Source organism: Methylobacterium sp. WSM2598, from assembly GCF_000379105.1.
Taxonomy (GTDB): domain Bacteria; phylum Pseudomonadota; class Alphaproteobacteria; order Rhizobiales; family Beijerinckiaceae; genus Methylobacterium.
Genome location: NZ_KB900609.1, coordinates 2,766,812 through 2,791,496, shown reverse-complemented (window position 1 = coordinate 2,791,496; position 24,685 = coordinate 2,766,812). Strand labels below are relative to the sequence as shown.

General features: G+C 72.8%; 28 protein-coding genes. 19 read left to right on the top strand and 9 right to left on the bottom strand.

Annotated elements, in window-relative coordinates:
• Positions 1-172: 172 nt before the first annotated feature.
• From MET2598_RS0113035 to MET2598_RS0113025, 3 genes are all read left to right on the top strand, one after another.
• Positions 173-544: a phasin family protein gene (locus MET2598_RS0113035; RefSeq protein ID WP_012334948.1), complete on the top strand. Its 372-nt coding sequence runs from the start codon at positions 173-175 to the stop codon at positions 542-544.
• Positions 545-848: 304 nt separating this feature from the next.
• Entirely contained in the window at positions 849-1,475 is a 627-nt protein-coding gene (locus tag MET2598_RS0113030; protein WP_026190698.1) for a phasin family protein, read from the top strand.
• An 11-nt stretch (positions 1,476-1,486) separates the two neighbouring features.
• Positions 1,487-1,747: a hypothetical protein gene (locus MET2598_RS0113025; RefSeq protein WP_012334946.1), complete on the top strand. Its 261-nt coding sequence runs from the start codon at positions 1,487-1,489 to the stop codon at positions 1,745-1,747.
• 245 nt (positions 1,748-1,992) lie between these two features.
• Here the strand turns inward: MET2598_RS0113025 and MET2598_RS0113020 are convergent, their stop codons facing one another.
• Entirely contained in the window at positions 1,993-2,307 is a 315-nt protein-coding gene (locus tag MET2598_RS0113020) for a hypothetical protein (protein WP_236728715.1), read from the bottom strand.
• Between the two features lie 115 nt (positions 2,308-2,422).
• Entirely contained in the window at positions 2,423-4,459 is a 2,037-nt protein-coding gene (locus MET2598_RS0113015) for an elongation factor G (protein ID WP_018261119.1), read from the bottom strand.
• A gap of 427 nt (positions 4,460-4,886) precedes the next feature.
• Between MET2598_RS0113015 and MET2598_RS0113010 the strand changes: the two genes are divergently transcribed.
• The 10 genes from MET2598_RS0113010 to MET2598_RS0112965 all read left to right on the top strand — a co-directional run bounded on the left by MET2598_RS0113010 (position 4,887) and on the right by MET2598_RS0112965 (position 14,302).
• On the top strand, positions 4,887-5,066 hold the full coding sequence (locus tag MET2598_RS0113010; protein WP_018261118.1) for a hypothetical protein: 180 nt from the start codon (positions 4,887-4,889) through the stop codon (positions 5,064-5,066).
• 25 nt (positions 5,067-5,091) lie between these two features.
• Entirely contained in the window at positions 5,092-5,289 is a 198-nt protein-coding gene (locus MET2598_RS0113005) for a hypothetical protein (RefSeq protein ID WP_012334942.1), read from the top strand.
• Positions 5,290-5,350: 61 nt separating this feature from the next.
• Entirely contained in the window at positions 5,351-6,553 is a 1,203-nt protein-coding gene (locus MET2598_RS0113000) for a CaiB/BaiF CoA transferase family protein (protein WP_036270765.1), read from the top strand.
• 40 nt (positions 6,554-6,593) lie between these two features.
• Entirely contained in the window at positions 6,594-7,748 is a 1,155-nt protein-coding gene (locus MET2598_RS0112995; protein ID WP_012334940.1) for an acyl-CoA dehydrogenase family protein, read from the top strand.
• Positions 7,748-8,587, top strand: a complete 840-nt coding sequence (locus MET2598_RS0112990; RefSeq protein WP_018261116.1) for an FAS1-like dehydratase domain-containing protein — start codon at positions 7,748-7,750, stop codon at positions 8,585-8,587. Before MET2598_RS0112995 ends, MET2598_RS0112990 begins: the two co-directional genes overlap by 1 nt.
• Before the next feature lie 102 nt (positions 8,588-8,689).
• Positions 8,690-9,730, top strand: coding sequence for a TRAP transporter substrate-binding protein (locus MET2598_RS0112985; protein WP_018261115.1), 1,041 nt, complete (start codon positions 8,690-8,692; stop codon positions 9,728-9,730).
• Between the two features lie 290 nt (positions 9,731-10,020).
• Positions 10,021-10,608, top strand: coding sequence for a TRAP transporter small permease (locus MET2598_RS0112980; protein ID WP_012334937.1), 588 nt, complete (start codon positions 10,021-10,023; stop codon positions 10,606-10,608).
• Entirely contained in the window at positions 10,605-11,930 is a 1,326-nt protein-coding gene (locus MET2598_RS0112975; RefSeq protein ID WP_012334936.1) for a TRAP transporter large permease, read from the top strand. The genes MET2598_RS0112980 and MET2598_RS0112975 overlap by 4 nt, the downstream gene beginning before the upstream one ends.
• Positions 11,931-12,159: 229 nt before the next feature.
• Entirely contained in the window at positions 12,160-12,828 is a 669-nt protein-coding gene (locus MET2598_RS36405; RefSeq protein WP_236728714.1) for a TadE/TadG family type IV pilus assembly protein, read from the top strand.
• A gap of 37 nt (positions 12,829-12,865) precedes the next feature.
• On the top strand, positions 12,866-14,302 hold the full coding sequence (locus tag MET2598_RS0112965; RefSeq protein WP_018261114.1) for a pilus assembly protein TadG-related protein: 1,437 nt from the start codon (positions 12,866-12,868) through the stop codon (positions 14,300-14,302).
• 232 nt (positions 14,303-14,534) lie between these two features.
• On the opposite strand, the gene MET2598_RS0112960 is transcribed toward MET2598_RS0112965, so the two are convergent.
• Positions 14,535-15,083: a VWA domain-containing protein gene (locus tag MET2598_RS0112960; protein ID WP_018261113.1), complete on the bottom strand. Its 549-nt coding sequence runs from the start codon at positions 15,081-15,083 to the stop codon at positions 14,535-14,537.
• A 312-nt stretch (positions 15,084-15,395) separates the two neighbouring features.
• On the opposite strand from MET2598_RS0112960, the gene MET2598_RS0112955 reads away from it, so the two are divergent.
• Positions 15,396-15,797, top strand: a complete 402-nt coding sequence (locus MET2598_RS0112955) for a hypothetical protein (RefSeq protein WP_018261112.1) — start codon at positions 15,396-15,398, stop codon at positions 15,795-15,797.
• 52 nt (positions 15,798-15,849) lie between these two features.
• Here MET2598_RS0112955 and MET2598_RS0112950 read toward each other — a convergent pair whose 3' ends face one another.
• The 4 genes from MET2598_RS0112950 to MET2598_RS0112935 all read right to left on the bottom strand — a co-directional run bounded on the left by MET2598_RS0112950 (position 15,850) and on the right by MET2598_RS0112935 (position 19,267).
• Positions 15,850-16,197, bottom strand: coding sequence for a hypothetical protein (locus MET2598_RS0112950; RefSeq protein WP_012334932.1), 348 nt, complete (start codon positions 16,195-16,197; stop codon positions 15,850-15,852).
• 127 nt (positions 16,198-16,324) lie between these two features.
• Positions 16,325-17,209, bottom strand: coding sequence for an HpcH/HpaI aldolase/citrate lyase family protein (locus MET2598_RS0112945; protein WP_012334931.1), 885 nt, complete (start codon positions 17,207-17,209; stop codon positions 16,325-16,327).
• A 129-nt stretch (positions 17,210-17,338) separates the two neighbouring features.
• Positions 17,339-18,229 carry an N-formylglutamate amidohydrolase gene (locus MET2598_RS0112940; RefSeq protein ID WP_018261111.1) on the bottom strand — a complete coding sequence of 297 codons (891 nt, stop codon included), beginning with the start codon at positions 18,227-18,229 and terminating at the stop codon, positions 17,339-17,341.
• Between the two features lie 120 nt (positions 18,230-18,349).
• Positions 18,350-19,267 (bottom strand): rhamnosyltransferase, encoded by a 918-nt coding sequence (locus tag MET2598_RS0112935; RefSeq protein ID WP_018261110.1) that lies wholly within the window; start codon positions 19,265-19,267, stop codon positions 18,350-18,352.
• A 182-nt stretch (positions 19,268-19,449) separates the two neighbouring features.
• On the opposite strand from MET2598_RS0112935, the gene cpdR reads away from it, so the two are divergent.
• The 4 genes from cpdR (at position 19,450) to MET2598_RS0112915 (ending at position 21,623) form a co-directional block, all read left to right on the top strand.
• Positions 19,450-19,806, top strand: a complete 357-nt coding sequence (gene cpdR, locus MET2598_RS0112930) for a cell cycle two-component system response regulator CpdR (protein ID WP_012334928.1) — start codon at positions 19,450-19,452, stop codon at positions 19,804-19,806.
• Positions 19,807-19,876: 70 nt separating this feature from the next.
• Positions 19,877-20,134, top strand: a complete 258-nt coding sequence (grxC, locus tag MET2598_RS0112925) for a glutaredoxin 3 (protein ID WP_012334927.1) — start codon at positions 19,877-19,879, stop codon at positions 20,132-20,134.
• Between the two features lie 69 nt (positions 20,135-20,203).
• A complete protein-coding gene (locus MET2598_RS0112920) occupies positions 20,204-21,052 on the top strand; it encodes a carbon-nitrogen hydrolase family protein (protein ID WP_018261109.1) in 849 nt (282 codons plus the stop codon).
• 94 nt (positions 21,053-21,146) lie between these two features.
• Entirely contained in the window at positions 21,147-21,623 is a 477-nt protein-coding gene (locus MET2598_RS0112915) for a DUF1178 family protein (protein WP_012334925.1), read from the top strand.
• Positions 21,624-21,730: 107 nt separating this feature from the next.
• Here MET2598_RS0112915 and MET2598_RS0112910 read toward each other — a convergent pair whose 3' ends face one another.
• Positions 21,731-22,267, bottom strand: a complete 537-nt coding sequence (locus MET2598_RS0112910) for a disulfide bond formation protein B (RefSeq protein WP_012334924.1) — start codon at positions 22,265-22,267, stop codon at positions 21,731-21,733.
• Positions 22,268-22,295: 28 nt separating this feature from the next.
• Positions 22,296-22,877, bottom strand: coding sequence for a YqaA family protein (locus tag MET2598_RS0112905; protein WP_012334923.1), 582 nt, complete (start codon positions 22,875-22,877; stop codon positions 22,296-22,298).
• Positions 22,878-23,285: 408 nt separating this feature from the next.
• Here MET2598_RS0112905 and MET2598_RS0112900 point away from each other — a divergent pair, with 408 nt between their 5' ends.
• Positions 23,286-24,605 (top strand): globin-coupled sensor protein, encoded by a 1,320-nt coding sequence (locus tag MET2598_RS0112900; RefSeq protein ID WP_018261107.1) that lies wholly within the window; start codon positions 23,286-23,288, stop codon positions 24,603-24,605.
• Positions 24,606-24,685 lie beyond the last annotated feature (80 nt).

The window sequence follows — 24,685 nt, the reverse complement described above, 5'->3', positions numbered from 1 at the left end:
CGTCCCGCCGGGACCATGCCGGTCCCGGCGGGATCCTGCCGGCAGGATCCCGTCCCGGGCGCGCGGCCGGCCACCACCGGCCGGTTGACTCTCGCGCTGCACTGCAACATAGTCCTGCTGCGCTGCGGTAAGCCGCTTCTCGCCGGACGCAGGACCTTTCGGGGAAACGACCATGAGCAACAAGGGCTTCGAGATCCCCAACGAGATGCGGGAAACGGCCGAGAAGGGGCTTCAGCAGGCCAAGACGGCGCTCGGCAACCTGCTCGGGACGGCGCGCAAGGTCGCCGAGTCGGTGCAGACCTCGACCGAGACCGCGCAGACCAAGACCGGCGCCGCGGTGACCAAAGGTTTCGATTACACCGAGCAGCACCTCGCCGCCACCTTCGAACTCGCCGAGAAGCTCGTGCGGTCGAAGAACCTCAAGGAGGCGATGGACCTCCAGGGCGAGTACATGCGCAATCAGATCGCCGCGCTGCAGACGCAGGCGAAGGAATTTACGAATCTGACCGAGGATGCGGCCAAGCCCTCCTCCGAGAAGGCGTAACCGGCCAGCCGGGCCCCGCGGCGCCATGCGCTGGGGTCGGGCGCCGGCCGCCGGTCGGGTGCTCCGGCCGTCGGCCGGGGCAGGGGTGTGAACGAGCGTGAGATCCGCGATGACGACCGGACGCAAGGACCGATCCGCCAGGCCCCCTGGCAAGCCCCTTGGCAAGCTCCTTGGCAAGCCTCCTGGACGGACGCGGAGCAAGGCCGCGGCCACGGGCCTGCAGGGGCACCAGACCGCCCAATCCGCCCCCGCCGACGCGCAGATCGTCGCGCCCTCCGCGTCGGTGGCCGACACGGAGAGCAGGATGACTCCCTTCGAGGAAGTCCCGGCCGCGGATACGCCCGTCGCGGAACCGGCGCCGGTCGCCGAGATGCCCTCGTTGGCCGAGACGACCTCGTTGGCCGAGACGCCTCCGGCGCCCGAGGCGGAGGCCGCGACGGCGCCGCTGGCGCCCGAGGCGGTCGCCGCCGCTCCCGAACCGGCCGCCGAGGATGAGGCCGCCGACCTTCCGGTGATCGAGGCCGCCGCTCCCGGCGTGGGCGCGGAGGAAGAGCCCTTCGCCGAAGAACCCGCCGCGGAAGAACCCGCCGCGGAGGAACCCGTTGCGGCGGTCTCCGCCGCGCTGGCTGAGACCGCCGCGGAGGCGGCGGAGGCCATCGCGGAACCGGGACCGAAAGCCGAACCGGAAGCGGCCGAGCCGGCCGGCTTCGCCGCGTTCGAGGCGGTGAACGCCCGCGTTCTCGTCTTCGTGCGCGGGGAATTGACGGCGACCTTCGCCTTCTGGAACGCGCTCCGCGAGGCCCAGAACCCTGGCGAGGCGGTGCGGCTGCAGATCGACGAGGCCAGCCGCAGCTTCGCGTCGATGCTGGCCTTCTGGAACGACCTCGCCCAGTACGCGGTCCGCAGCGTGCTCGACCGGCGCGCGGCCTGAGGGACCCCGCGATGCTTCCGCCGTGGCACGCGGCCGTGCTGCTCGCCATCGAGTCGCAGACGGTGATCGCCCTGCGCCTCGCCGCCATCGCGGCGGGCGGCCCGGCCGCCCGGGTCGAGGTGGAGCGGATGATTACCGAGAAGATCGGTGCCGCGGTGGAGGCCGCCGACACCCTCCTGGGCGGCGGATCCCCCGACGCGGTGATCGCCCGCTACCGGGAGCACGTCCAGGCCAACGCCGAGCGGCTGCGCGGAGAAGCCACCGCGGGGTGAGCGTCGCCCGGGACGCGCCGGGCCCCGCGGGGCCCGGGCCGCGATCCGCGCGCGCCGGCGCGCCCCTCGCGGCGCCGGCGGCGACGAACGCGGCCCTCCCGAGAGCAGCCCGGCGGAACCGCCCCGGCGGTCCCACCGCCCCGCAGGCGTGAGGCCTCCAGGGCCGTTCCCCGGCGGAGACAGGCGTGCGCAGGGAGGGCGACGCCGCCCGCGAGACGGGATCCCGCCGGGCGTCGCCGCCGCGCTCAGTTGATCTCGCAGAACCCCGTGCCGCTGCCGAACACGCGCCCGCCCGGGCACCAGGGACGGGCGGGCTTGGCGGGGGCGGCGGGGGCAGGCACCGGCACCGTGGTGCCGGTGGTCATCGGAACCGGGCCCCCGTCATCCGCAGCGGCCGTGCGGATCGGCGGCGCCGGGCTCGCCGGCCGCGGCGCCGGCGCGGGGCTCTCCGCCCGGCCGAGGTGATAGATTCCGAAACCGCCGCGCCGCACCTTGGCCTGCGCCGCCGCCGGCAGGCAGCCCGCCGCCACCGCGACCGCGATGAGGAATGCTCCGCGCATCATCCCCTCCTGAACGTCCCCGCCAGGATGCCCCGGAGGTCTTAACGCGGGCTCGCGGAGATCGCGCGATTTCGCGCGATTCCGGGCGCCGCGTGGGCAGGGCCCGCGCCGGCGCTCAGCCCGCCTTGCGCACCGGCTGGGCGGCCAGGACCGCGTCGGCCGGCCGCCCGGTCAGCTCGGCCCGGTGGTCGAACCGGGCCGTGTAGCTGCCGACCCCCGCGGTGATCGAGCGCAGCTCCACGATGAGCCCGCTCATCTCCGCCTCCGGGATCAGCGCCTCGACCTGGTCCCAGCCCGGCCAGCCGGGCCGTGCGTCGAAGCCGAGGATCTGCCCCCGCCGCGCCGTGACGAGCCCGGTTGCCTTCGCGGTCGCGGTGGACGGCACCGCGAGCGCGACCGCGAGGATCGGCTCCAGCAGCACCGGGCCGGCCTTGGGCAGGGCCTCCTCGAGGGCGAGGCGCGTCGCGGCCTGGAAGGCGGCGTCGGAGGAATCGACCGCGTGCGCCGCCCCGTCCGTGAGGGTCACGGCGACGTCGACCACCGGAAAGCCCAGGGGCCCGCGCGCCATGCAGGCCCGGGCCCCCGCCTCGACCGAGCCGATATATTGCCGTGGCACGGCGCCGCCCACGACCTCGTCCTCGAAGAGGAACCCCGCGCCCCGCGGCGTCGGCCGTACCGTGATCGCCACGTCGGCGAACTGGCCGTGGCCGCCGGTCTGCTTCTTGTGGCGCGCCCGGGCCGCGGCCGTGCCCCGGATCGTCTCGCGGTAGCCGACCTTGGCGCGGTCCGTGTCGACCCCGATGCCGAAGCGCGAGGCGAGCCGCTCCACCGCCACCCGCAGGTGCATCTCGCCCTGGCCGGTCAGGCGCATCTCGCCGAGATCGGCGTGCTGCTCCAGCGCCAGGGCCGGATCCTCCTCCAGCACCTTGGCCAGCGCCCCGGCGAGGCGCACGTCGTCCTTGCGGTCGCGGATGCGCAGGGCGACGGCGTGGACCGGCTCGGGCCGCGGCAGCGCCACCAGGGCCGGCGGCACCTCGCCGCCCGCCTGCAGCGTCTCGGCGGTCGCGACGGCGTCGAGCTTGGCGAGGCCCGCCACCTCGCCGTCGCGGGCCTCGGCCACCCGGGCCCCGGCCGCGCCGGTGAGCGCCGTGAGGCCGGCGATGCGCCCGCCCTGGCCCCCGCTCCCGGTGACCGCGTCGCCCTCGCGCAGGCTCCCGCGCAGCACCCGCGCCACCGAGAGCTTGCCGCCGAAGCCCGAATGCAGGGTCTTGATCACCTGGGCGAGGGCCGGCCCCATCTCCGCCACCCCGAGGCGGGCGCGCGTCTCGATCAGCCCCGGCGCCTCGTGGCGCAGGGCCTTGAGCAGGCGCGTGACCCCGTTGCCGTGCTCGGCCGCGCCGAACAGGACCGAGACAACCTGCCCCTCGCGCAACTCCCGCGAGAGGTCGGCGAAGACCCGGTCGCGGGCGGGCTCGATCTCGGAGATCAGGTCCTCCATCAGCGCGTCGTCGTGGTCGGCGAGGCGCTCCAGCATGGTGAAGCGCTCGGCCTTCTCGCGCGGCCACTCGCCCTCGGGCAGGTCGACCACCTCGCTCGGCGCCTGCTCGCGGTAGATGAAGGCCCGCTCCAGGGCGAGGTCGATGAAGCCGACCGCGGTCTCGCCCTGCCAGAGCGGGATCTGGCGCAGGAGCAGGGGCACCCGCGAGGCGGGCTGGAGCAGGGCCAGCGCGTCGCGCAGCGAGCCCGGCGCCGCATCCGCCTTGTTGATGAACAGGAGCCGCGGGATGCCGGCGGCTTCGAGGTCGCGCAGGCACAGTTCCAGGGCCGGGCGCTTGCGCTCGTCCGCCTCGCAGACCACCACCGCCGCGTCGCAGACCGGCAGCACGGCCCGCACGTCGTGGGCGAATTCCACCGAGCCCGGGCAATCCACGAAGGTGAAGCTGTCGCCGAGGAACTCGACGCTGGCGACGGCCGGCTCCACGCTCATGCCGTGCGCCTTGGCCTCCGCGGAGGTGTCGCCGACCCGGTTGCCCGAGGCGGCGCGGCCGGGGCGGTCGATCGCGCCCGTGCGGTGGAGGATGGCTTCCAGGAGCGCGGTCTTGCCGCTCTGGAAGGGTCCGACGATCGCGATGCACCGGGTCTGCCCAGCCACGTGACGCCTCCTCGTCTGAGTGTGCCCTCTCGGCGAGCACTTGGATCGGAGTTAAGCATCATTCGCCGAAGGGGTCACCGGTTCGGCGACGAAATGATGCGGGGGCGCTTCGCTCGGGCATCGGGCGGGCGTTCGGGCGGGGCCGGCGGTGCCCGGACCCGCCCCGCCGGACCCTCCTCCATTCGGAGGATGGAATAGCAGTCACATTTCTCTATAACTCCGCACAACACCGATAAAGACCGCCGAGCGATCGCGCCTGCCACTTCGAATCCCAGTTGAGCTGATCATTCTCGGGTCGATCTGGTCTCTTTCGCAAGTGTATTGCGCAATAGATCTTGCGTTGCGAGGCAAGATTGCAGGTATCGCGGTCGCTCGACGGTTACCAGGGAGGATTCCAGCGACGCCGCCCCGACCGGGAGGAGACGGGATGTCGATGGATGCGGCCCACGGGCCGAGCGAACCGGACCGCCACCCCGCCCCCGACGCCCTGCGGGGCCTCGCGGCGGCGGGCGCTCCCGGCCGCCTGCCCCGGCCCTGCCACGGCCTCGCGCCCGCCCGCCCCGCCCTGCCGCGGGCCGCCGGCGCGACCGCCGTCCCCGCCGAGTAGACCTGTCCCGACCCGGAGACCCGTCATGCCCAACATGATGTTCGTGTTCCGCCTCGGATGGCTCGCCTGCCTGGCGCTGATCGCGCTGGCGATCGGCTTCTCCAGCGCCCGCGGGCTCGGCGCGCCGCATCCCCGCGGCGGCCCCGCCCGGCTCCCGCCCCGGGCGGAGGCGCCCGACCCCTGCGAGATCCTGCCGACCGGCGACATCGCCTCCTGCCGCTGAGGATTGGACAGGCGCCGCGCGCCGTCGCATGGTCCCGCCCCACGACGCGGCGGGAGGCGCGATGACGGAGGACGGAACGGGCGCCCGCCCGCTCACCGGGATCACGGTGCTGGCGCTCGAACAGGCGGTGGCGGCGCCCTACTGCTCGTCGCGGCTGGCGGATGCCGGCGCCCGGGTGATCAAGGTCGAGCGGCCGGAGGGCGACTTCGCCCGCGGCTACGACGACGCCGTGAACGGGCTCTCGACCTACTTCGTCTGGCTCAACCGGGGCAAGGAGAGCCTCGTCGCCGACATCAAGGACCCGGACGACGCCGCGCTCCTGCACGCCATCCTGGCCGAGGCGGACGTGTTCATCCAGAACCTCGCCCCGGGCGCCGCGGCCCGGGCCGGGTTCGGCGCGGGCGCCCTGCGGGCGCGCCATCCCCGCCTGATCACCCTCGACATCACCGGCTACGGCAGCGGCCACGCCTACGCGCAGATGAAGGCCTACGACCTCCTGGTCCAGGCCGAGAGCGGGCTCGCCGCCATCACGGGCCACCCAGCCGGGCCCGGCCGGGTCGGCGTCTCGGTCTGCGACATCGCCTGCGGCATGGCCGCCCACGCCGCCGTGCTGGAGGCGCTGATCGGCCGCGAGCGCAGTGGGCGCGGCGCGGCGCTCGAAGTGAGCCTGTTCGACGGCATGGCCGACTGGATGAACGTGCCGCTCCTCTACTACGAGGGCACCGGCCGGGCGCCGCAGCGGGTCGGCCTCGCCCATCCGTCGATCTGCCCCTACGGGGCGTTCCGCACCGCCGATGACGGCCTGGTGCTGATCTCGATCCAGAACGAGCGCGAGTGGGCCGCCTTCTGCGCCGGCCTGCTCGGGGAGCCGGACCTGCCGGGCCGGGAGGGCTTCCAGTCGAACACGGTCCGGGTCGCGAACCGGCCGGCGGTGGATGCGAGGGTGGCGCGGGCCTTCGCGGCCCTCACCCGCGACGAGGCGGCGGCGCGGCTGCGCGCGAGCGGCACCGCCTACGGCTTCGTCAACGAACTCGCCGACCTCGTCGCCCACCCGGCCCTGCGGCGCGTCGCGGTCGAGACGCCGGCGGGGACGGCCCTGATCGTGGCGCCCCCGGCGCTGATCGACGGCCGCGCCCGGCCCCTCGGGCCGGTGCCGGCGATCGGCGCCCACGGGGCCGCCATCCGGGCCGCGTTCGGCGCCGCCGCCCGCGGCCGTCCCGGCCCCGGCGCGACCGGGATCGGGCGCCCGGAAACTGGCCCATGAACTGGCCCATGAACTGGCCCATCACCCCGCGGGAGTGCCGATGACCGAGGAGACCTATCCGGAGATCCGCGAGGCGGTCGCCAAGCTCTGCGCCCGCTTCCCCGGCGAGTACTGGCGCGCCCTGGACCGGGAGATGGCCTATCCGACCGAGTTCGTGGCCGCGCTGACCGAGGCCGGCTACCTCTCGGTGCTGATCCCCGAGGAGTATGGCGGCGCGGGGCTGCCGCTCTCGGCCGCCGCGGCGGTGCTGGAGGAGATCCAGCGCGCCGGCTGCAACGGCGGCGCCTGCCACGCCCAGATGTACACGATGGGCACGCTGCTGCGGCACGGCTCCGAGGCGCAGAAGCGGCGCACCCTGCCGGGCATCGCCGAGGGCCGCCTGCGGCTGCAGGCCTTCGGCGTCACCGAGCCGACGAGCGGCACCGACACGGCGGCCCTCAAGACCACGGCGCGGCGCGAGGGCGACCACTTCGTCGTCAACGGCCAGAAGATCTGGACGAGCCGGGCCGAGCACTCAGACCTGATGCTGCTCCTTGCCCGCACCGCCCCGGTGCCCGAGGGCGGCAAGCGCACCGAGGGGCTCTCCGTCCTCCTCGTCGACATGCGCGAGGCGCTCGGGCGCGGCCTCACCATCCGGCCCATCCGCACGATGATGAACCACGCCACCACGGAGGTCTTCTTCGACGACCTGCGCGTGCCGGCCGAGAATTTGGTCGGCGAGGAGGGCCGGGGCTTCCGCTACATCCTCTCGGGCATGAACGCGGAGCGGATCCTGATCGCGGCCGAATGCGTCGGCGACGCCAAGTGGTTCATCGCCAAGGCCGGCGCCTACGCGCGGGAGCGGCGGGTGTTCGGCCGGCCGATCGGCCAGAACCAGGGCGTGCAGTTCCCGATCGCCGCCGCCTACGCCCGCATGCGGGCCGCCGAGCTGATGGTGCGCGAGGCCCTGCGGCTCTACGAGGCCGGCGCCAATCCGGGTCCGGAGGCGAACATGGCCAAGATGCTGGCGGCCGACGCCTCCTTCGAGGCCGCGAATGCCTGTATCCAGACCCATGGCGGCTTCGGCTTCGCGGAGGAGTACGACGTCGAGCGCAAGTTCCGCGAGACGCGCCTCTACCAAGTGGCGCCGATCTCCACGAACCTGATCCTGTCCTACCTCGCCGAGCACGTGCTCGGCCTGCCGCGGTCCTACTGATGGACGCCGCCGCCCTCGATCACCTGCGCGGCTGGATCGGCCGCACCCGGGTCGTCGAGGACCTCGTCACGCCCCGCCTCGCGGCGGAGTACCGGGCGACCCTCGCGCCGCACCTCGCCGCGGTGGGGGAGGGGGAGGCACCCCTCGCCCTGCACTGGTGCCTCGCCCCCGAGACGCCGGAGGCCGGCACGCTCGGGCCGGACGGCCACGCCGCCAAGGGCGGCTTCCTGCCCCCGGTGCCGCTGCCGCGCCGGATGTGGGCGGGGGGCGAGGTCGAGACGCTGGCGCCCCTGCGCCTCGGCGACCGCGTGGTCCGCCGCGAGACGGTGGCGGACGTCGCCTTCAAGGAGGGCCGCAGCGGGGGCCTCTGCTTCGTCACCGTGCGGCACGATTACGAGACGCCGAGCGGCGTGGCGATCCGCGAGCGGCAGGACATCGTCTACCGGGAGGCGGCCCGGCCCGGCGAGCCGGCCGCGCCGCCGCCCGCTCCGGCGCTGCCCCCGCCCGACCTCGCCTGGGCGGTCGAGGCCTCGCCGGTGCTGCTGTTCCGCTACTCGGCCATGACCTTCAACGGTCACCGCTTCCACTACGATCACCCCTACGCGACGCGGGTCGAGGGCTATCCGGGCCTCGTCGTGCACGGGCCGCTGCAGGCGAGTCTGCTCCTCAACCTCGCGGCGACGCTGCTCGGGCGGGTGCCGGGCCGCTTCCGCTACCGCGGCGTGGCGCCCCTGATCGCCGGCCGGACCTTCCGGGTGGAGGGGCGCCGCGCGGCGGGGGGCTTCTCCGGCCTCACCGCCGACGCGGACGGCCGCCCCTGCATGGAGGCCTCCGCCTGACGCGGGGGCCTTGAGCGATCGTCGCATTGCGTCGTCGCACCGCCCCTGCCAGGGTCGGGCGCCAGAACAGGCCGGAAATCGGCCGATCGACGAGGAAACGCCATGTCCCGCACCGACGGCCGCCTGCGGCCCCTCTCCCGTCGCGCGCTCTGCGCCGCGGCCGCGCTCGCGCTGCTCGGGGGCCAAACCCTGCTCGGGGGGCAAGCCCTCGCGCAGGGCCCGATCGTCCTCAAGTTCAGCCACGTCACCGCTCCCGACACGCCCAAGGGTCGCGGCGCCGACAAGTTCAAGGAACTGGCCGAGAAATATACCGGCGGAAAGGTCAAGGTCGAAGTCTACCCGAACTCGCAGCTGTTCAAGGACAAGGAGGAGGTCGAGGCGCTGCAGCTCGGCGCCGTGCAGATGCTGGCGCCCTCGCTGGCGAAGTTCGGGCCGCTCGGCGCGAAGGAGTTCGAGGTCTTCGACCTGCCCTACATCCTGCCCGACAAGGCGGCCCTGCGGCGCGTGACCGAGGGGCCGCTCGGCCGGCGCCTGTTCGAGAAGCTCGAGACCAAGGGCATCACCGGCCTCGCCTACTGGGACAACGGCTTCAAGATCATGAGCGCCAACAAGCCGCTGCGGCTCCCCGCGGATTTCCGCGGCCTCAAGATGCGCATCCAGTCCTCCAAGGTGCTGGAGGCGCAGTTCCGCGCGCTCGGGGCGATTCCCCAGGTGATGGCCTTCTCGGAAGTCTATCAGGGCATGCAGACCGGCGTGGTGGACGGGTCCGAGAACACGCCCTCGAACATGTACACGCAGAAGCACCACGAGGTGCAGAAATACGCGACCCTCTCCGACCACGGCTATATCGGCTACGCGGTGATCACGAACAAGAAATTCTGGGACGGCCTGCCGCCGGAGGTGCGCGGCCAGCTCGAGAAGGCGATGGCGGAGGCGACGGCCTACGCCAACGAGGTCGCGGGCCGGGACAATGCCGATGCCCTGGAGGAGATGCGGAAGTCCGGCAAGATCACCTTCCTGACCCTGACCGACGAGGAGAAGGCGGCCTGGCGCAAGGCCCTCGAGCCGGTCACGGCCGAGATGACCAAGCGCGTCGGCAAGGACGTGATCGAGGAGTTCCAGCGCGAGGCGCGCACGCAGTAGAGCATTGTCCGACGAAGCGGATGCCGGTTCGTCGAAGACGGTGCGCCGAAATCAAAGACCGAGAGCCGCGTCCGATGGCACCGTGATCGGGCGCTGCTCCAGAGCATTTCCCGCTGACGTGGATGCCGGTTCAGCCTAGGAAATGCGGCACACGCCAAGACCTGGAGCGGGCTTCCGGTCTCGCTCCGAGCGAAGCCTGCTCTCGCCGCCCTCCGCGCTCCCTCCCGCGCGGCGCGGGGCCTCTCCTCCGGGGAGGTCCCGCGCCGGACGCCCCGCCCCGGTACCCCCGCATGATCCTGCTGCGCGTCCTCGACCGCCTGGAAGAGATCCTGATCGCGAGCCTGATGGCCGCCGCGACGCTGCTCATCTTCGTCGCCGTCGTCCACCGCTACGCCTCCGGAATCCCGGCCCTGTTCCCGCTCACCTCGGCGATCCACCTCTCCTGGGCGCAGGAACTCTGCATCTACATGTTCGTGTGGATGGCGAAGTTCGGCGCCGCCTACGGCGTGCGCACCGGGATCCACGTCGGGGTCGACGTCCTGGTCAACCGGCTCGCCCCGGGCCTGCGCCACCGGGTGATCCTGTTCGGGCTGCTCTGCGGGGCGCTGTTCACCGCGACCATCGGCACGATGGGCCTGAAATTCGTGCTCGGCCTCGTCGACACCGACCAGACCTCGCCCGATCTCGAGATCCCGAGCTGGATCGTCTACCTCGCCATCCCGCTCGGCTCCTACCTGATGTGCTTCCGCTTCCTGCAGGTGGCGTGGCACTTCGGGCGCACGGGCGAATTGCCCCACCACGATCCGGGGCACGTCGAGGGCGTGGTCGAGAGCCCGCAGGCCGCCCGCGACCTCGCCGCCGAGGAGCGCGCGCGATGAACGCCGCCATCATCTTCGGGCTCCTCGTCGCCCTGATGCTCACCGGCATGCCGATCTCGATCGCGCTCGGCCTCTCGGTGCTCACCTTCCTGTTCGTGATGACGAGCGTGCCGATCGAGGCGGTGGCGCTCAAGCTGTTCACCGGGATCGAGAACTTCGAGATCATGGCGATCCCGTTCTTCATCCTGTCGGGCAACTTCCTCACCCATGGCGGCGTCGCCCGGCGGATGATCAACTTCGCCACCGCGATGGTCGGCCACTGGTACGGGGGGCTCGGCCTCGCGGGCGTGATGGCCTGCGCGCTCTTCGCGGCGATCTCGGGATCGAGCCCCGCGACCGTGGTGGCGATCGGCTCGATCATCCTGCCCGCCATGGTGGCGCAGGGATTCCCCAAGAAGTTCGGCGCGGGCGTGATCACCACCTCGGGGGCGCTCGGCATCCTGATCCCGCCCTCGATCGTCATGGTGATGTACTCGGTGGCGACGAGCGGCGCCGTGGTGTTCGGGCCGGACGGCAACCGGGTCTCCTCGGCCTCGATCTCGACGCTGTTCGTGGCCGGCGTGGTGCCGGGGCTGATGCTGGCGGGCCTGCTCGGCCTCACCACGTGGTACCGCGCCCGCCGGAACGACTACCCGCGCCTGCCCCGCGCCTCCTGGCGCGAGCGCTTCGTGGCCTTCCGCAAGTCCCTCTGGGGGCTGCTGCTCATCGTGCTGGTGCTCGGCGGCATCTACACGGGCGCCTTCACGCCCACCGAGGCGGCGGCGGTCAGCGCCGTCTACGCCTTCGTGATCGCGGTCTTCGTCTACCGCGACCTGACCTGGCGCGACGTGCCGCGGGTGCTGCTCGATTCCGCCAACATGAGCGCGATGCTGCTCTACATCATCACCAATGCGGTGCTGTTCTCGTTCCTGATGACGAGCGAGCAGATCCCGCAGGCCATGGCCGGCTGGATCACCCAGGCCGGCCTCGGCTGGGTGGTGTTCCTGCTCATCGTGAACGTGCTGCTGCTCGTCGCCGGGAACGTGATGGAGCCCTCCTCCATCGTGCTGATCATGGCGCCGATCCTGTTCCCCATCGCCGCCAAGCTCGGCATCGACCCGGTCCATTTCGGCATCCTGATCGTGGTCAACATGGAGGTCGGCATGTGCCACCCGCCGGTGGGGCTGAACCTCTACGTGGCCTCGGGCATCACCAAGATGGGCATCACCGAACTCACCGTCGCGGTCTGGCCCTGGCTGCTGACGATGCTGGTCTTCCTCGTCATCGTCACCTACGTGCCGGCCCTGTCGCTGGGGCTGCCGCGGCTGCTCGGGATGCTGTGATCCGGGATCCGGAATGCGAGCCAGAGCGGACTGGCGCTGCCGGCGCTGGCCCCGGGGTCCGGCCAGTACAACCTCGGCGGCAGGGGCGATTATCAGTACCTTCAGGTGATCTACCCGTTCACCCCGATGCCGTCCGTGTTCGCCGCGCTGCTGAGCGGGGGCGTCTCCTACAACGGGGCCCCCGCCTCCGCGGCCGTGGCGACGGCCGCGTTCCGCAACGAGCAGTACGATGCGGCGGGGTCGCGCAGGCGCGGGGCGCCCCGGCGCCCGCCTCTGGGGCGACGCGGCCGGCGTCGCGGCGATCGAGTTCGCCGCGGCGCTGCCCGTCCTGCTCGTCGTCATGGCGGTCGGGCTGCAGGTCGCGCTCTACGTCAACGCCAAGCGGAGCGTCGAGCGCCTCGCGCGCACGATCAGCCAGATGATCTCGCAGGCGGTGCCGCCCGCCGGCGCCGCCACGGCGACCGTGAACGCGGCGGACATCCGCTTCGGCTTCGACGCGGCCATCGTCCTGTTCCCCTACGTCCTGGCGGACGCCGCGCGGCAGGGCATTCCCTGGCAGAGCAACATCGCGATCAACGCCGCCGGCATCGCCTTCACCAAAGTGGCGTCGGGCTGCAGCGACCCCACCGACCAGAGCGCCTGCTACGTGGCCAACGTGGTCTGGACGAGCAGCGGGACGGGGGGATCGACCTACCGGCCCTGCCTGGTGGCGCAGCAGCCCGCCGGCAACGCGGCGCCGCCGAGCCCGACGACCCTGCCGCGCTCCGTCTTCGGCCCGGCCTCGCTGGTCGTCGTCGACGTGGTGTTCACGTTCCGGCCGACCTTCGGGGCGACCTACGTCCGTCCGCGCGGATCGCCCACTCGGTCTACGTCCAGCCCCGCTACGCCGCGCTGGTGAGCTACGACCCCACCAACACCGACGGGATCGCCGAGACATGTCCCGGCTACTGAGCGCGCTGCGCCGCCTCGGGCGCTGGGCCGCCCGCGCCCGGCGGCCGGACGGCAGCGTCAACATCCTGTTCGCGCTGAGCCTGATTCCCGTGCTGGGCCTCGTCGGCCTCGCCGTCGATTACGGGCTGGCGGCGGCGGACAAGACCACCCTCGACCACGCGGCCGACACGGCCGCCCTCGCGGCCGTGGTCACCGCCAAGAGCTACATCGCCGCCAATCAGGGGCAGGCGAACCTGACCGCCAACGCGATCGCGGCCGGCCTCGCCCAGGCCGCCAACGTCTTCGCGGTGAATGCCGGCAGCGTGCCGTTCGCGCAGGTCACGCTCCAGCCCCCGCAGCTCGTCCGCTCCGGCCAGACCCTGACCGCGACACTCAGCTACGGCGCGACCATCCAGAACAGCTTCGGCAAGCTGCTCGGCACCCCGACCACGCTGCTCGGCAATTCCGTGACCGCCTCGGCGGATCTGCCGAGCTACCTCGACTTCTACCTGCTCGTGGACGTGTCGGGCTCGATGGGCCTGCCCGCGACGCCGGGCGGCATGACCCAGCTGGCGAGCGTCAACAAGGACATGTGGTCGGACTATCAGCAGGGATGCCAGTTCGCCTGCCACTTCCCGGGCTTCACCGGATGGGGCTTGGCCGCGGGCAAGATCCAGCTGCGCTCGGACGCCGTCAACGCGGCCGTCTGCTCGCTGATCCAGCGCGCCTCCACCCCCGCGGTGCCGAACCAGTACCGGGTCGGGATCTACCCGTTCATCAACCAGATGGCGACGCTCGTGGGGATCACCGGCAGCGTCGCCAGCCTCAACGCCGCCGCCCAGTGCGCCCTGTCCTGGCCGCTCGCCTTCACCAACCTGCTCGATACGGGCACGACGCAGCTGTTCGCCTACGGCGATCCGACCACCGGCACCGGCAGCGGCGGCACCCATTTCGAGGTGGTGATGCCGCAGCTGCAGGCGGCCATCAAGGCCTTCGGGGACGGCTCGTCCTCGACCTCGCCGAAGCCCTTCGTGTTCCTGATCACCGACGGCATGCAGAACGGCCAGCACTACGGCGCGCCGGCGAACGGGACATACGCCTATCCGGGCAATCCCTCGTCGTTCTGGGGCTACGCGGATGCTTGGTGGGACGGGTCGCAGCCCTCCCAGATCGACCCGACCGTGTGCGCCGGACTCAAGAGCGCCGGCGCCACCATCTCCATCCTCTCCATCCCGTACAACCCCATCACCTTCGTCAACAACGGGGGCGGCGTCGCCTGGGAGAACAACCGCGTCAACGGCTTCAGCCCGACGCTGGCGACGCCCCTGAAGGCCTGCGCCTCGCCGGGCTTCTTCGCCACGACCAACACGCCGGCCGACATCACGGCGTCGCTCAACGCGATGTTCGACCAGGCGCTGCGGGTCGCCCGCCTGACGCGGTGATCCGGCCCGCGCCCCACGGCGCGGTCGGGCGGGGGCGGGCGCGGGCCGCCATGCCGCCGCGCGCGATGCCGGCGAAGCGCGGCACGCCGCGCATCCCCTCGCTCCCGCCGCTCCCGGAGGTGCAAGAACCTCGACCCCGAGGACCGCTTCCTCCCGGCCCGACGCGGCCGCCGGGCGCTGCCGCCACGAAGCTCGCCTCGGCCGCCGAGGCCCCGGCGACGCGCCCTCCCGATTACTGCGTCAGCCGGAACTTGGAGAGCGAGTTGCCGATCGCCTGGAAGGCCGGCTTGAGGTCGTCGGCGGTCAGGACGTTGTAGAAGAAGCGCCCGTCCGTCGCGCAGGATTTCAGCATGTCGGCGTTCCCGTCGATCACCCGCACCGTGTAGACGATGATCCCGGCCGCCTTGGCGGCGCTGCAGGCGGCCAGCGTGCGCGCATCGATGGTGGCGACGTTGGCCGCGGTGGTGGTGCAGCTGGTGACGGGGAAGAAGAAGAACCAGGTCGTGGTGCAGGACTGGCCGCTCTTCTCCCAGCGGTTCTCGGTGTTGAGCCCGTCCGTCAGCACGATCAGGACCTTCTGGACGCGGCTGTCCGTGAGGGAGACGGCCGAGGAGAGCGGACCGGCGGGCGTCAGCGCCTCCATGCCCCAGGCCACCCCGATGCCCACGTTGGTGTTGCCGCCCGCCGTCATGCCGTCGATCGCCGTGTTGAGGGCGGCGTAGTCGGTGGTCAGCGGGACGATCGGCGACAGGGACGACGTCTCATCGCACCCGCCACGCATTACCCTAAGTCAGACAAGTATATTGTATAACTCAGACGTTAATGATCCAGTTCAACGGCAATCGACTAGGACAGGATCTGAATTAACTAATCATCAGCTATGAAGCATTGATGGATCCCGATCTCCCGCCGGACGCGAGGGCGGAGGCGCCGGGCGCAAGCGAATCATGGTGAGCGGGGTTCGGCGGCTCCGACGCCTCGTCAAGGGCGCGTTAAGGAAACTTTGCCATCGTTGCCGCCGTGCCCGACCGCCCGATCGGGACGCTCCGGGCTCCCGGCCCCGGCCCGAGCCCCGCTTCCTGACGAGGATCCGATGCCCCTCCTGCGCTTCCGCCCGTCCCCCGCCGGCCTGCTCGCCGTGGCCCTCGGCGGCCTCGCCCTGTTCGGCTGGGGGGCCTTCGGGCTCACCGCGTCGCGCCAGCGCGGCCTCGAGGCCCAGCTCGCAGAGGTGCAGGGCGAGCGCGACGCCCTCCAGGCGTGGCAGAGGCAGTTCCGGGACGCCGAGGCGGAGCTGCGCGAGGTGCAGGGCAAGGTCGCCGCCACCCGCGAGGAGATCGCCCAGGTCGCCGCCGCCCGCGACAAGGCCAAGGCGCAGTTCGCGGCGACGCAGCGGGACCTCGCGGCCCTCACCAAGCGCCTGGATCAGGCCCGCGACAAAGTGTCGCAGACGGGGAGCATCCCGGCGGCGGAGCCGGCGAAGAAGCCGAGCCGCTGATCCGGCGCCGCGGCCGGCCGGGGCGGCGCGCCGATGGGGCGCCGCGGGCCGGTCACGCCGGCGCGGCCAGTTCCGCCACGGGACCCTGGAGGGCGGCCTCGGCCGCGCCGCGCGACGCGGCGGAGGCGACGAGGGCGGCCCAGCGCATCGCGACCTCGTGGAAGAGCGTCAGCCGGCCCTCGCTGTCGTAGCGGCGCCAGCCGCAGCGCGGCCCGCCCTCGGCCCCGACCTCGTCGTAGGTCTCGTAGCGCGCCACGAGCCGGTCGTCCCGGTCGTACTCGCAGTGGAACCAGCACTGGCCGTAGACGCGGCCGCCGCGGCTCAGCGCCCCGGCAGATTCGAGCCGGTGATCCGCCGGGATCCGGAAGATGCTCGGGAAATCGGGCAGCCCACGATCCATGGTGATGCGCCCTCCATTGCTGCGGGCCGAGCCCGACCGACCGAACGCGGCCGGACGAGTTGTGCACCGCAGCAGAACCGAGTCAAGCGGCCGCTCCCGGCGGACTTTGCGCAGCCTCGGGAGCGCCTCAGCGGCCCCGGGACGCGATGGCGTCGGCCCAGGCGACGGCGCGGCGGGCCATGCCGATGTGCTGGCGCTCGAACATGCGGCCGTTGATCTGGATCGCGCCGCGCTTGGCGTTCTCCGGCCGCTCGAAGGCCGCGATCACGCTGCGGGCGATCTCCACCTCGGGGTCGGTCGGCGTGAAGGCGAGGTTGGCCGGCTCGACCTGGTTCGGGTGGATCAGCGTCTTGCCGTCGAAGCCGAGGATGCGGGCCTGGCGGCACTCCTCGCGCAGCCCCTCGACATCCGCGAAGTCGTTGAACACCCCGTCCAGGATCGAGAGGCCTTCGGCGCGGGCGGCGGCGAGGGCCATCATCAGCCAGGGCATCATCGGGGCGCGGCCGGGGACGATCTGGGTCCAGGTGTCCTTGGCGAGGTCGTTGGTGCCGAGCACGAAGCAGGCGAGCCGCGTGCCGGGATTGCGCCGGGCCGCCGCGATCGCCTGGATGTTCAGGATGGCGGCGGGCGTCTCGATCATCGCCCAGACCTTGATGTGGGCCGGCGCGTCGAGGGCTTCGAGCCGGTCGGCGATGCTCTCCAGCACGGCCGGCGAGGACACTTTCGGCATCAGGATGGCGTCGGGGCCCGCCTCGATCGCGGCCTTCAGGTCGGCCTCGCCCCAGGGCGTCTGGGGGGCGTTCACCCGGATGATCAGCTCGCGCTCGCCGTAGGACCGGCCGCGCACGGCGGCGCAGACCTGCTCGCGGGCGACGTCCTTGGCGTCCGGCGCCACCGCGTCCTCCAGGTCGAGGATCAGCGCGTCCGCCGGCAGGGTCCTGGCCTTCTCCAGGGCCCGGGGATTCGAGCCCGGCATGTAGAGCACGCTGCGGCGCAGGCGGAGATCGGTCATGGCGTGAATCCTCCTCGGTTGCGCGCTACCTAGCGGAAAAATTGTGCGCTGCACACCGGCCGCCCTCGCCCGGGCCCCGCCCGGCGGGATCCGTCCCGGCAGCCCTCCGCCGACCGGGTGCGCCCGGCCCTACTCGGCGGCGATCCGGGCGGGCGCGAGGTCGAGGGGGAGCGCCGCGACGCCGCCGAACACGGCGGCGAGGCTGGCCACCAGGGCCTCGAAGCCCGGCCGCGGGGTCAGCGTGCGCTCGTCCATGTAGAGGGCGCGGTTGATCTCGACCTGGAGGGCGTGGCGGCCGAGCGCCGGCTCGCCGTAATGCTCGGTGATGAAGCCGCCCGCGTAGGGCTTGTTGCGCACCACCCGGAAGCCCTGCGCGCGGAAGGCCGCCTCGACGCAATCGGTCAGGACGTGGGCGCAGGCGGTGCCGAAGCGGTCGCCCAGCACCACGTCGACCCGCGGCCCCTCCTCGCGCCCCAGGCTCGTCGAGGGCATCGAGTGGCAGTCGATCAGCACGACGTGGCCGAAGCGGGCCGCCGTGCGGGCGAGGAGGCCGCGCAGGGTGCGGTGATAGGGCTTGTAGAGGGTCTCGATCCGGGCGGTCGCCTCCTCGACCGGCAGGCGGGCGCGGTAGATCTCCTGGCCGTCCGCCACGACCCGCGGCACCGTGCCGAGCCCGCCCGCGACGCGCATTGAGCGCACGTTCGCGAAGGGCGGCAGGCGCCCGTCGAACATGCGCGGGTCGAGCTCGTAGGGCTCGCGGTTCACGTCCAGGTAGGCGCGCGGGAAGCAGGCCCGCATCAGCGGCGCCCCGAGCGCGACCACCGGCGCGAACAGGCGGTCGACGAAGGCGTCCTCCGAGCGGCGCAGCGAGACCGCGTCCAGGCGCGAGGCGGCCAGGAAGGAGGGCGGGTAGACCGCTCCCGAATGCCCCGTGTTGAACACGTAGGGCAGGCTGTGCCGCTCCGGCTCGTCGACGACGAAGGGCGGCGCGAAGAGGCTCTCGGGACCCGGGCCGCTCATCCGGCCGCCCGGGCCCGCGCAACGGGGAGGGAAGGGGGGCACAACCTCATCCGGCTAATGTGACGCTCAGGGTCCGGCCTGTCCACTGGTGCGGCGGGCCGCGCGCCGGGTCCGGGGCGCTCAGGGCGCCCGGGGCGGAAACACCCGCTCGGGCGAGCCGAGCCGGTGCCGCAGCCCGTCGAGCAGGCCGCGGGCGACCGCGCGGCGCACCTCCGGCGCGAGGCGGTGATGCGCGAGGTAGATGCCGATCCGGGCAGGCAGCAGCAGCAGGGTCCTGGCCTTGTGGGCGCGCGGCACGTGCGGCAGGCGCAGCATGGCGAGCTGGTTGCGCAGGAAGGTGTAGAGCCGCAGCGGCGGCTGGTCCGTGAGGGTGAGGCCGAGGGGCAGCCGGATCACGCCCCGGCCGAGGGCGTGCTGCATCGGCACGTCGGAGGCCACCCAGACCGAGAAGCCGCCGGCCCGCGCCCGCATGCCCCACTCGACGTCGATCGCGTCGATGAAGAAGTCCGCCCGGAACGGACCGACGGCCCGCGCCGCCGCGCAGGCCACCAGGGAGCCCGACGAGAAGGCGAAGCCGGCCCGCCGCAGCGGCGTGTCGGGGAAGCGCGGATCGGGCGCGGCGGCGGTCCCGAGGGGGCGCCCTCCCGGCGCGACCGGCTGGGCCGCCACGATGGCGGGCCGCTCGCCCGCCTCGGCGAGGCACCGCCAGCGCGCCGCCAGGGCCGCGACCGCCCCGGGCGCGGGCAGGCTGTCCTGGTCGAGCAGGAAGACGAAGGCGCAGGCCCTCGCCTCGGCCTCGGCGAGGAGCCGGTTATAGGCCGCCCCGACCCCCTCGTTGCCCGCCGGCCGCAGGACCAGGAGGGGCGTGCCGCCCGCCTCCCGGCGCAGGGAGGCCTCCTCCTCCGGGGCCAGGGGGGAGTTCGCCACCACGGCCAGCGCCCCGAGGCCGGGCGCCACGGCCGCGACGAGGCGGCGCAGCTGCGCCGGATCGGGATGGAAGGCCACGATCCCGGCCAGCACCGTCGGCGTCGCGTCCACTGTCCTCTCCGCCCCTCCAGTGGCGCCCGGGGGGCGCGGTCGTGGCGCCCCGGGGGGCGCGTCGCGGCGCCCGGGACGCCGCGGGCGGCCTGGCACGGCCGGTCCCGCGCATCAACCCCGTGTTTACCAAGGCGCCTCTTTATGGAAAGAAACCCTCGAATCGGCAGCCGGGACCAAGCTCGATGAAGATCCTCCTCGCGGAAGACGACAACGACATGCGTCGCTTCCTCGCCAAGGCCCTGCAGAATGCCGGGTACGACGTCGCGTCCTTCGACAATGGCCTGTCCGCCTACAACCGGCTGCGCGAGGAGCCGTTCGAACTCCTCCTGACCGACATTGTCATGCCCGAGATGGACGGCATCGAGCTCGCCCGCCGCGCCACGGAACTCGACCCGGACATCAAGGTGATGTTCATCACCGGCTTCGCCGCGGTGGCGCTCAACCCCGATTCCAAGGCGCCCAAGGACGCCAAGGTGCTCTCGAAGCCCTTCCACCTGCGCGAACTCGTCAACGAAGTCGAGAAACTGATGGCCGCCTGAGGCGGGCGGCTTCCGCCGGCGCGGGAAATCTCTATATCCGGCCGCTGAGGAAGAGCCCGAGAGCCGCCGGATGCAGCCCGTCACGATCTACACGACCAGCTGGTGCCCCTACTGCGCGGCGGCGAAGTCCCTCCTGCGCGAGAAGGGCGCCGCCTTCACGGAGATCGACGTGGAGGCGAGGGCCGGGGCGCGGCGCGAGATGATCGACCGGGCCGGCGGGCGCACCAGCGTGCCGCAGATCTTCGTCGGCGCGACCCATGTGGGCGGCTGCGACGACCTCTACGCCCTCGACCGGGCCGGCCGCCTGGAGCCGCTCCTCGCCGGCTGAGCGCGGTTGAGCCGACCGGGCGCGCGGGTCTAGGGTGGGGGCCCGATCCCCCCTCCGCGCGAGCCCCCCATGACCGCTCCCCGCTTCGTCGCCGCCTGCGTCCAGATGCGCTCGGGCCGCGACCCGGCGCGGAACCGCGACGCGGCCGTGGCGGGATTGCGCGAGGCGGCCTCGCGCGGCGCGCACTTCGTCCAGACGCCCGAGATGACCTCGCTGCTGGAGCGCGGCCGCGAGAACCTCTTCGCCAAGATCACGGCGCCCGAGGAGGACGTCACCCTGGCGGCGCTGCGCGAGACGGCGTGGGCGCACGGGATCGTGGTCCAGGTCGGGTCGCTCGCCGTGCGCAGCGGCGACAAGGTGGCCAACCGCGCCTTCCTGATCGGGCCCGAGGGCGAAATCCTGGCGGCCTACGACAAGCTCCACCTCTACGACGTCGACCTGCCGAACGGCGAGAGCTGGCGGGAATCGGCGACCTACACGGGGGGGAGCTGCGCCGTCGTCGCCGACCTGCCCTGGGCGCGGCTCGGCATCGCGATCTGCTACGACCTGCGCTTCCCCGCCCTCTACCGGGCGCTCGCCGAGGCGGGGGCCGAGATCCTGACCGCCCCCGCGGCCTTCACGCGCCAGACCGGCGAGGCGCATTGGCACGTGCTCCAGCGCGCCCGCGCGATCGAGACCGGCTCCTTCATGATCTCGGCCGCCCAGGGCGGACGCCACGAGGACGGCCGCGAGACCTACGGCCACTCGCTCATCGTCGATCCCTGGGGCCGCATCCTGGCGGAGGCCGAGGGGGCGGAGCCGGGCGTGATCCTGGCGGAGATCGACCTCGCCCTGGTGGCGGAGGCCCGCGCCCGCATCCCGGCCCTGCGGCACGCCAAGCCCTTCACGGTCGAGGTCGCGGCGCCGCGCCGCGGTTGACGCGCCGAAAATTCGACCCAGTCTCGCGCGAATGGCCGGCGATTTCCGGGCGCGGCCCCTCGCGCGCGCGGGCCCTCATCCCGATATTGTGGTCATGATCCGTTACGCCCTCTCCTGCGAGACCGGCCACGCCTTCGAGAGCTGGTTCCCCTCCGGCGATTCCTACGACGAGCAGGTCGCCCGCGGCCTCGTGACCTGCCCGGTCTGCGGCAGCCCCAGGGTGGCCAAGCAGCTGATGGCCCCGGCCCTCGGCCGGCGCGGCAACCGCGACGCGGCGGGTGTCCCGGCGGTCCTCCCGGCGGAGCGCGCCCCCGCCGCCCCGGAGCCGGTCCGGCTGACGTCCGAGCCCGAGGCGCAGCTGCGCGCCATGATCCGGGCGCTGCACGAGCACGTCGCCCGCACCTCCGACCATGTCGGGCCCCGCTTCGCCGAGGAGGCGAGGCGGATGCATTACGGCGAGGTCGAGCACCGGGCGATCCACGGCGAGGCGAGCCTCGCCGAGGCCCGCGCCCTCCTGGAGGAGGGCATCGCGGTCCAGCCGCTGCCGCCGCTGCCGGACGAGCGGAACTGAGCCTCATTCGGCCGGCCGGGACCGGCCGGTGCCGAGGCGGTCACCGGTTCGGCGGCGAAGACGATGCAGGAACGGGAATCGGGCGGAGTGGCCCCCCGCGACCCTGCTCAGCCCCCTGAGGGGCGCCCCGCCCGCACGGCCCGCAGGGCCGCCGCCCCGGCGAGCGCCGCGAGGCCGACCGAGATCAGGGCGTTCCAGCCCGCGAAGGAGAGGCCGAGGAAGCGCCACGCCGCCTCCGTGCAGCTGACCACCCGGATCCCGTCGAGGCTCTTGAGAAAGTCCTTGACGTCGGCGGGGCCCGGGCCGCTGCCGCCGCCGCAATCGCTCGGACCCGGCCAGAAGCCCCACTCGGCGCCGGCGTGGTAGGCGCCGAGGCCGGCGCTCACCAGGAACAGCAGCGCGAGCCCGCCGAGGAGCCAGCGGGCGAGGCGCGCGGGCACGAGGAGCGCCGCCGCCGCGAGCGGGAGCGCGAGGTAGTAGGGCTGGCGCTCGATCAGGCAGAGCTTGCAGGGCACGTAGCCGAAGCCGTGCTGGAAGAGCAGCGCGCCCCCGACCGCTGCCGCCGCCCCGGCCAGGACGAGGAGCGCCGCCGGCCGCGGTGCGGTGAGCCTCGCGGCGAGCGCCGCCGCGCCGTCCCCGGACATGGATCCTCCTTCGGACATGGATTCGTCCTCAGAACAGGTAGCGGAAGCCGACGAAGCCGATCACGCCGACCGCCACGACCGTGGCGGCCACCGCGTTCAGGTGCCGGTCGAGCACCGCGCGGATCCCGACGCCGTAGCGGCTCACCAGCCCGGCCAGGATGAAGAACCGTGCGCCCCGGGTCAGCAGGGACAGGAGCGTGAACCAGAACAGGTCGTAGCCCGCGAAGCCCGACGTGATGGTGACGAGCTTGTAGGGGATCGGGGTGAGGCCCTTGAGCAGGATCACCCAGTGGCCGTGCCGGGCATAGGCCTCGCGGAAGGCCTCGGCACCCTGGGACAGCCCGTAGAGCTTGAACAGCCACTGGCCGAGGGAATCGTACAGGAGCGCCCCGATGGCGTAGCCCGCGAGCCCCCCCACCACCGAGGTCAGCGTCGCGACGAGCGCGTAGGTCCAGGCCCGGTCCGGCCGGCTCACCACCATCGGCACCAGCATCACGTCCGGCGGGATCGGGAAGAAGGAACTCTCCGCGAAGGAGACCGCCCCGAGCGCGTAGGGCGCGGAGGGGCGCGCGGCGAGCGCGAGGATCCACTCGTAGAGGCGGCGGAGCATCGATCGGTGAGCCTGCTGAGGGTGCGGGAGCGCCCTTTCAGCACAGGATTGCGGCGCTGGCGAGGGCGCCCGCGCGGCGCTGGCGAGGACGCCCGCGCGGCGCTGGCGACGGCGCCCGCGCGGCGCTGGCGAGGACGCCTGCGCGTCGGCCCCCCGGCTCCTCCCGCACCCGCCCGCCATCCCGATGGAGCAGATCGCACCTCTATTCCGAAGGGTCAGATTTTGCACTTGCTGACAAAGACAATCTACTAGACTGTTCTCCGTTGCCGCCTTCTGGCTGCGCTGCCAACACATCCAGTCCATCCCGGCCCTACCGGCGCGGCAGATATGGATCGTTAATGAACCGGTGGCAGGTTCGTTCAAGTTGAGCGGAAAGGGGAGGGTTTCGCTGTGCGGAGCGATGCCGATTTGGACGGTCGCCTGACGTTTCTCGAGATCGACGCCGCCACGGCGGCGATGCTGCCGCGACTGTGGCCGGCGATCGCCCCCGAATTGCCGCGGATCATGGCGCGTTTCTACGACAAGATGCTGCGGACGCCGCACCTCGCCGGGATGATCGGGACGCAGCAGACGCGCCTCGTCGCGGCCCAGTCGGCGCATTGGGAGCAGCTGTTCAGCGGACGCTTCGACGCCGGCTACGTGGACAGCATCCGGCGGATCGGGCGCGTCCACCACAAGATCGGCCTGGAGCCGCGCTGGTACATCGGCGGCTACGCCTTCGTGCTGAACGCCCTGGTGCAAGTCCTGGTCGAGCGGGCCGGGCTCCTGGGGCGCGGCGGCCTGCCGGCGCGGATCGCCGCCCTCAACAAGGCGGTGATGCTCGACATGGACTTCGCCATCTCGGTCTATCAGGACGTGCTCCTGGAGGAGCGGCAGCGCAAGGGCGAGGCGCTGGCCGGGGCGATCGCGCATTTCTCGGGGGCGGTGACGTCGAGCCTCTCCGTCTCGGCCGAGGCTGGCGCCGCGCTGGCGCGCAACGCCGACACCCTGACGACGACCGCCGCGGAGGCCAGCAGCCTCGCCGACGAGATGACGGGCGCCGCGAGCCAGACCGCGTCGAACATGCAGTCGGGCGCGGCGGCGGCCGAGGAGCTCGCCGCCTCGATCCGGGAGATCGGCGAGCAGGCCGGCCGCTCCGCGGAGGTGGCCCGCCGGGCGGTCGACAGCGCCCGCTCCACCGAGGAGACCGTGTCGGGCCTCGCCGAGCAGGCCCACGCCATCGGGCAGGTGATCGACCTGATCAGCCAGATCGCCGAGCAGACGAACCTGCTGGCGCTCAACGCCACGATCGAGGCGGCGCGGGCCGGCGAGGCGGGCCGCGGCTTCGCGGTCGTCGCCGCCGAGGTGAAGAGCCTCGCCGGGCAGACCGCCAAGGCGACGACCGATATCGGGACGCGCATCGGCGCCATCCAGGAGGCGACGCGGCGCAGCGCGTCGACCATCGAGGACGTCGTGCGCATCATCGGCGAGGTGAGCACCATCGCCACCGCCATCGCCTCCGCGGTCGAGGAGCAGACGGCGGTGACCTCCGAAATCGCCCAGAACGTCCACCAGACCGCCTCGCACGCGCAGGTCGCGGTCGGCAGCACCGCCACGCTGCGCGACCGCACGGCCCGCGCCGCGGCGGCGGCCCTGGAGGTCGAGCAGGCGCGCGACACCCTCGACCGCCAGCTCTCCCGGCTGCGCAGCGACATCGCGAGCTTCCTGGAGACCGCCCGCGCGGCCTGAACGCGCCGCGACGCTGGCCGAAAATGCCGCTGCGGCGGCCGGGGCGGATTGACTTTCCGCCCCCTGCCGGTACACAGGCA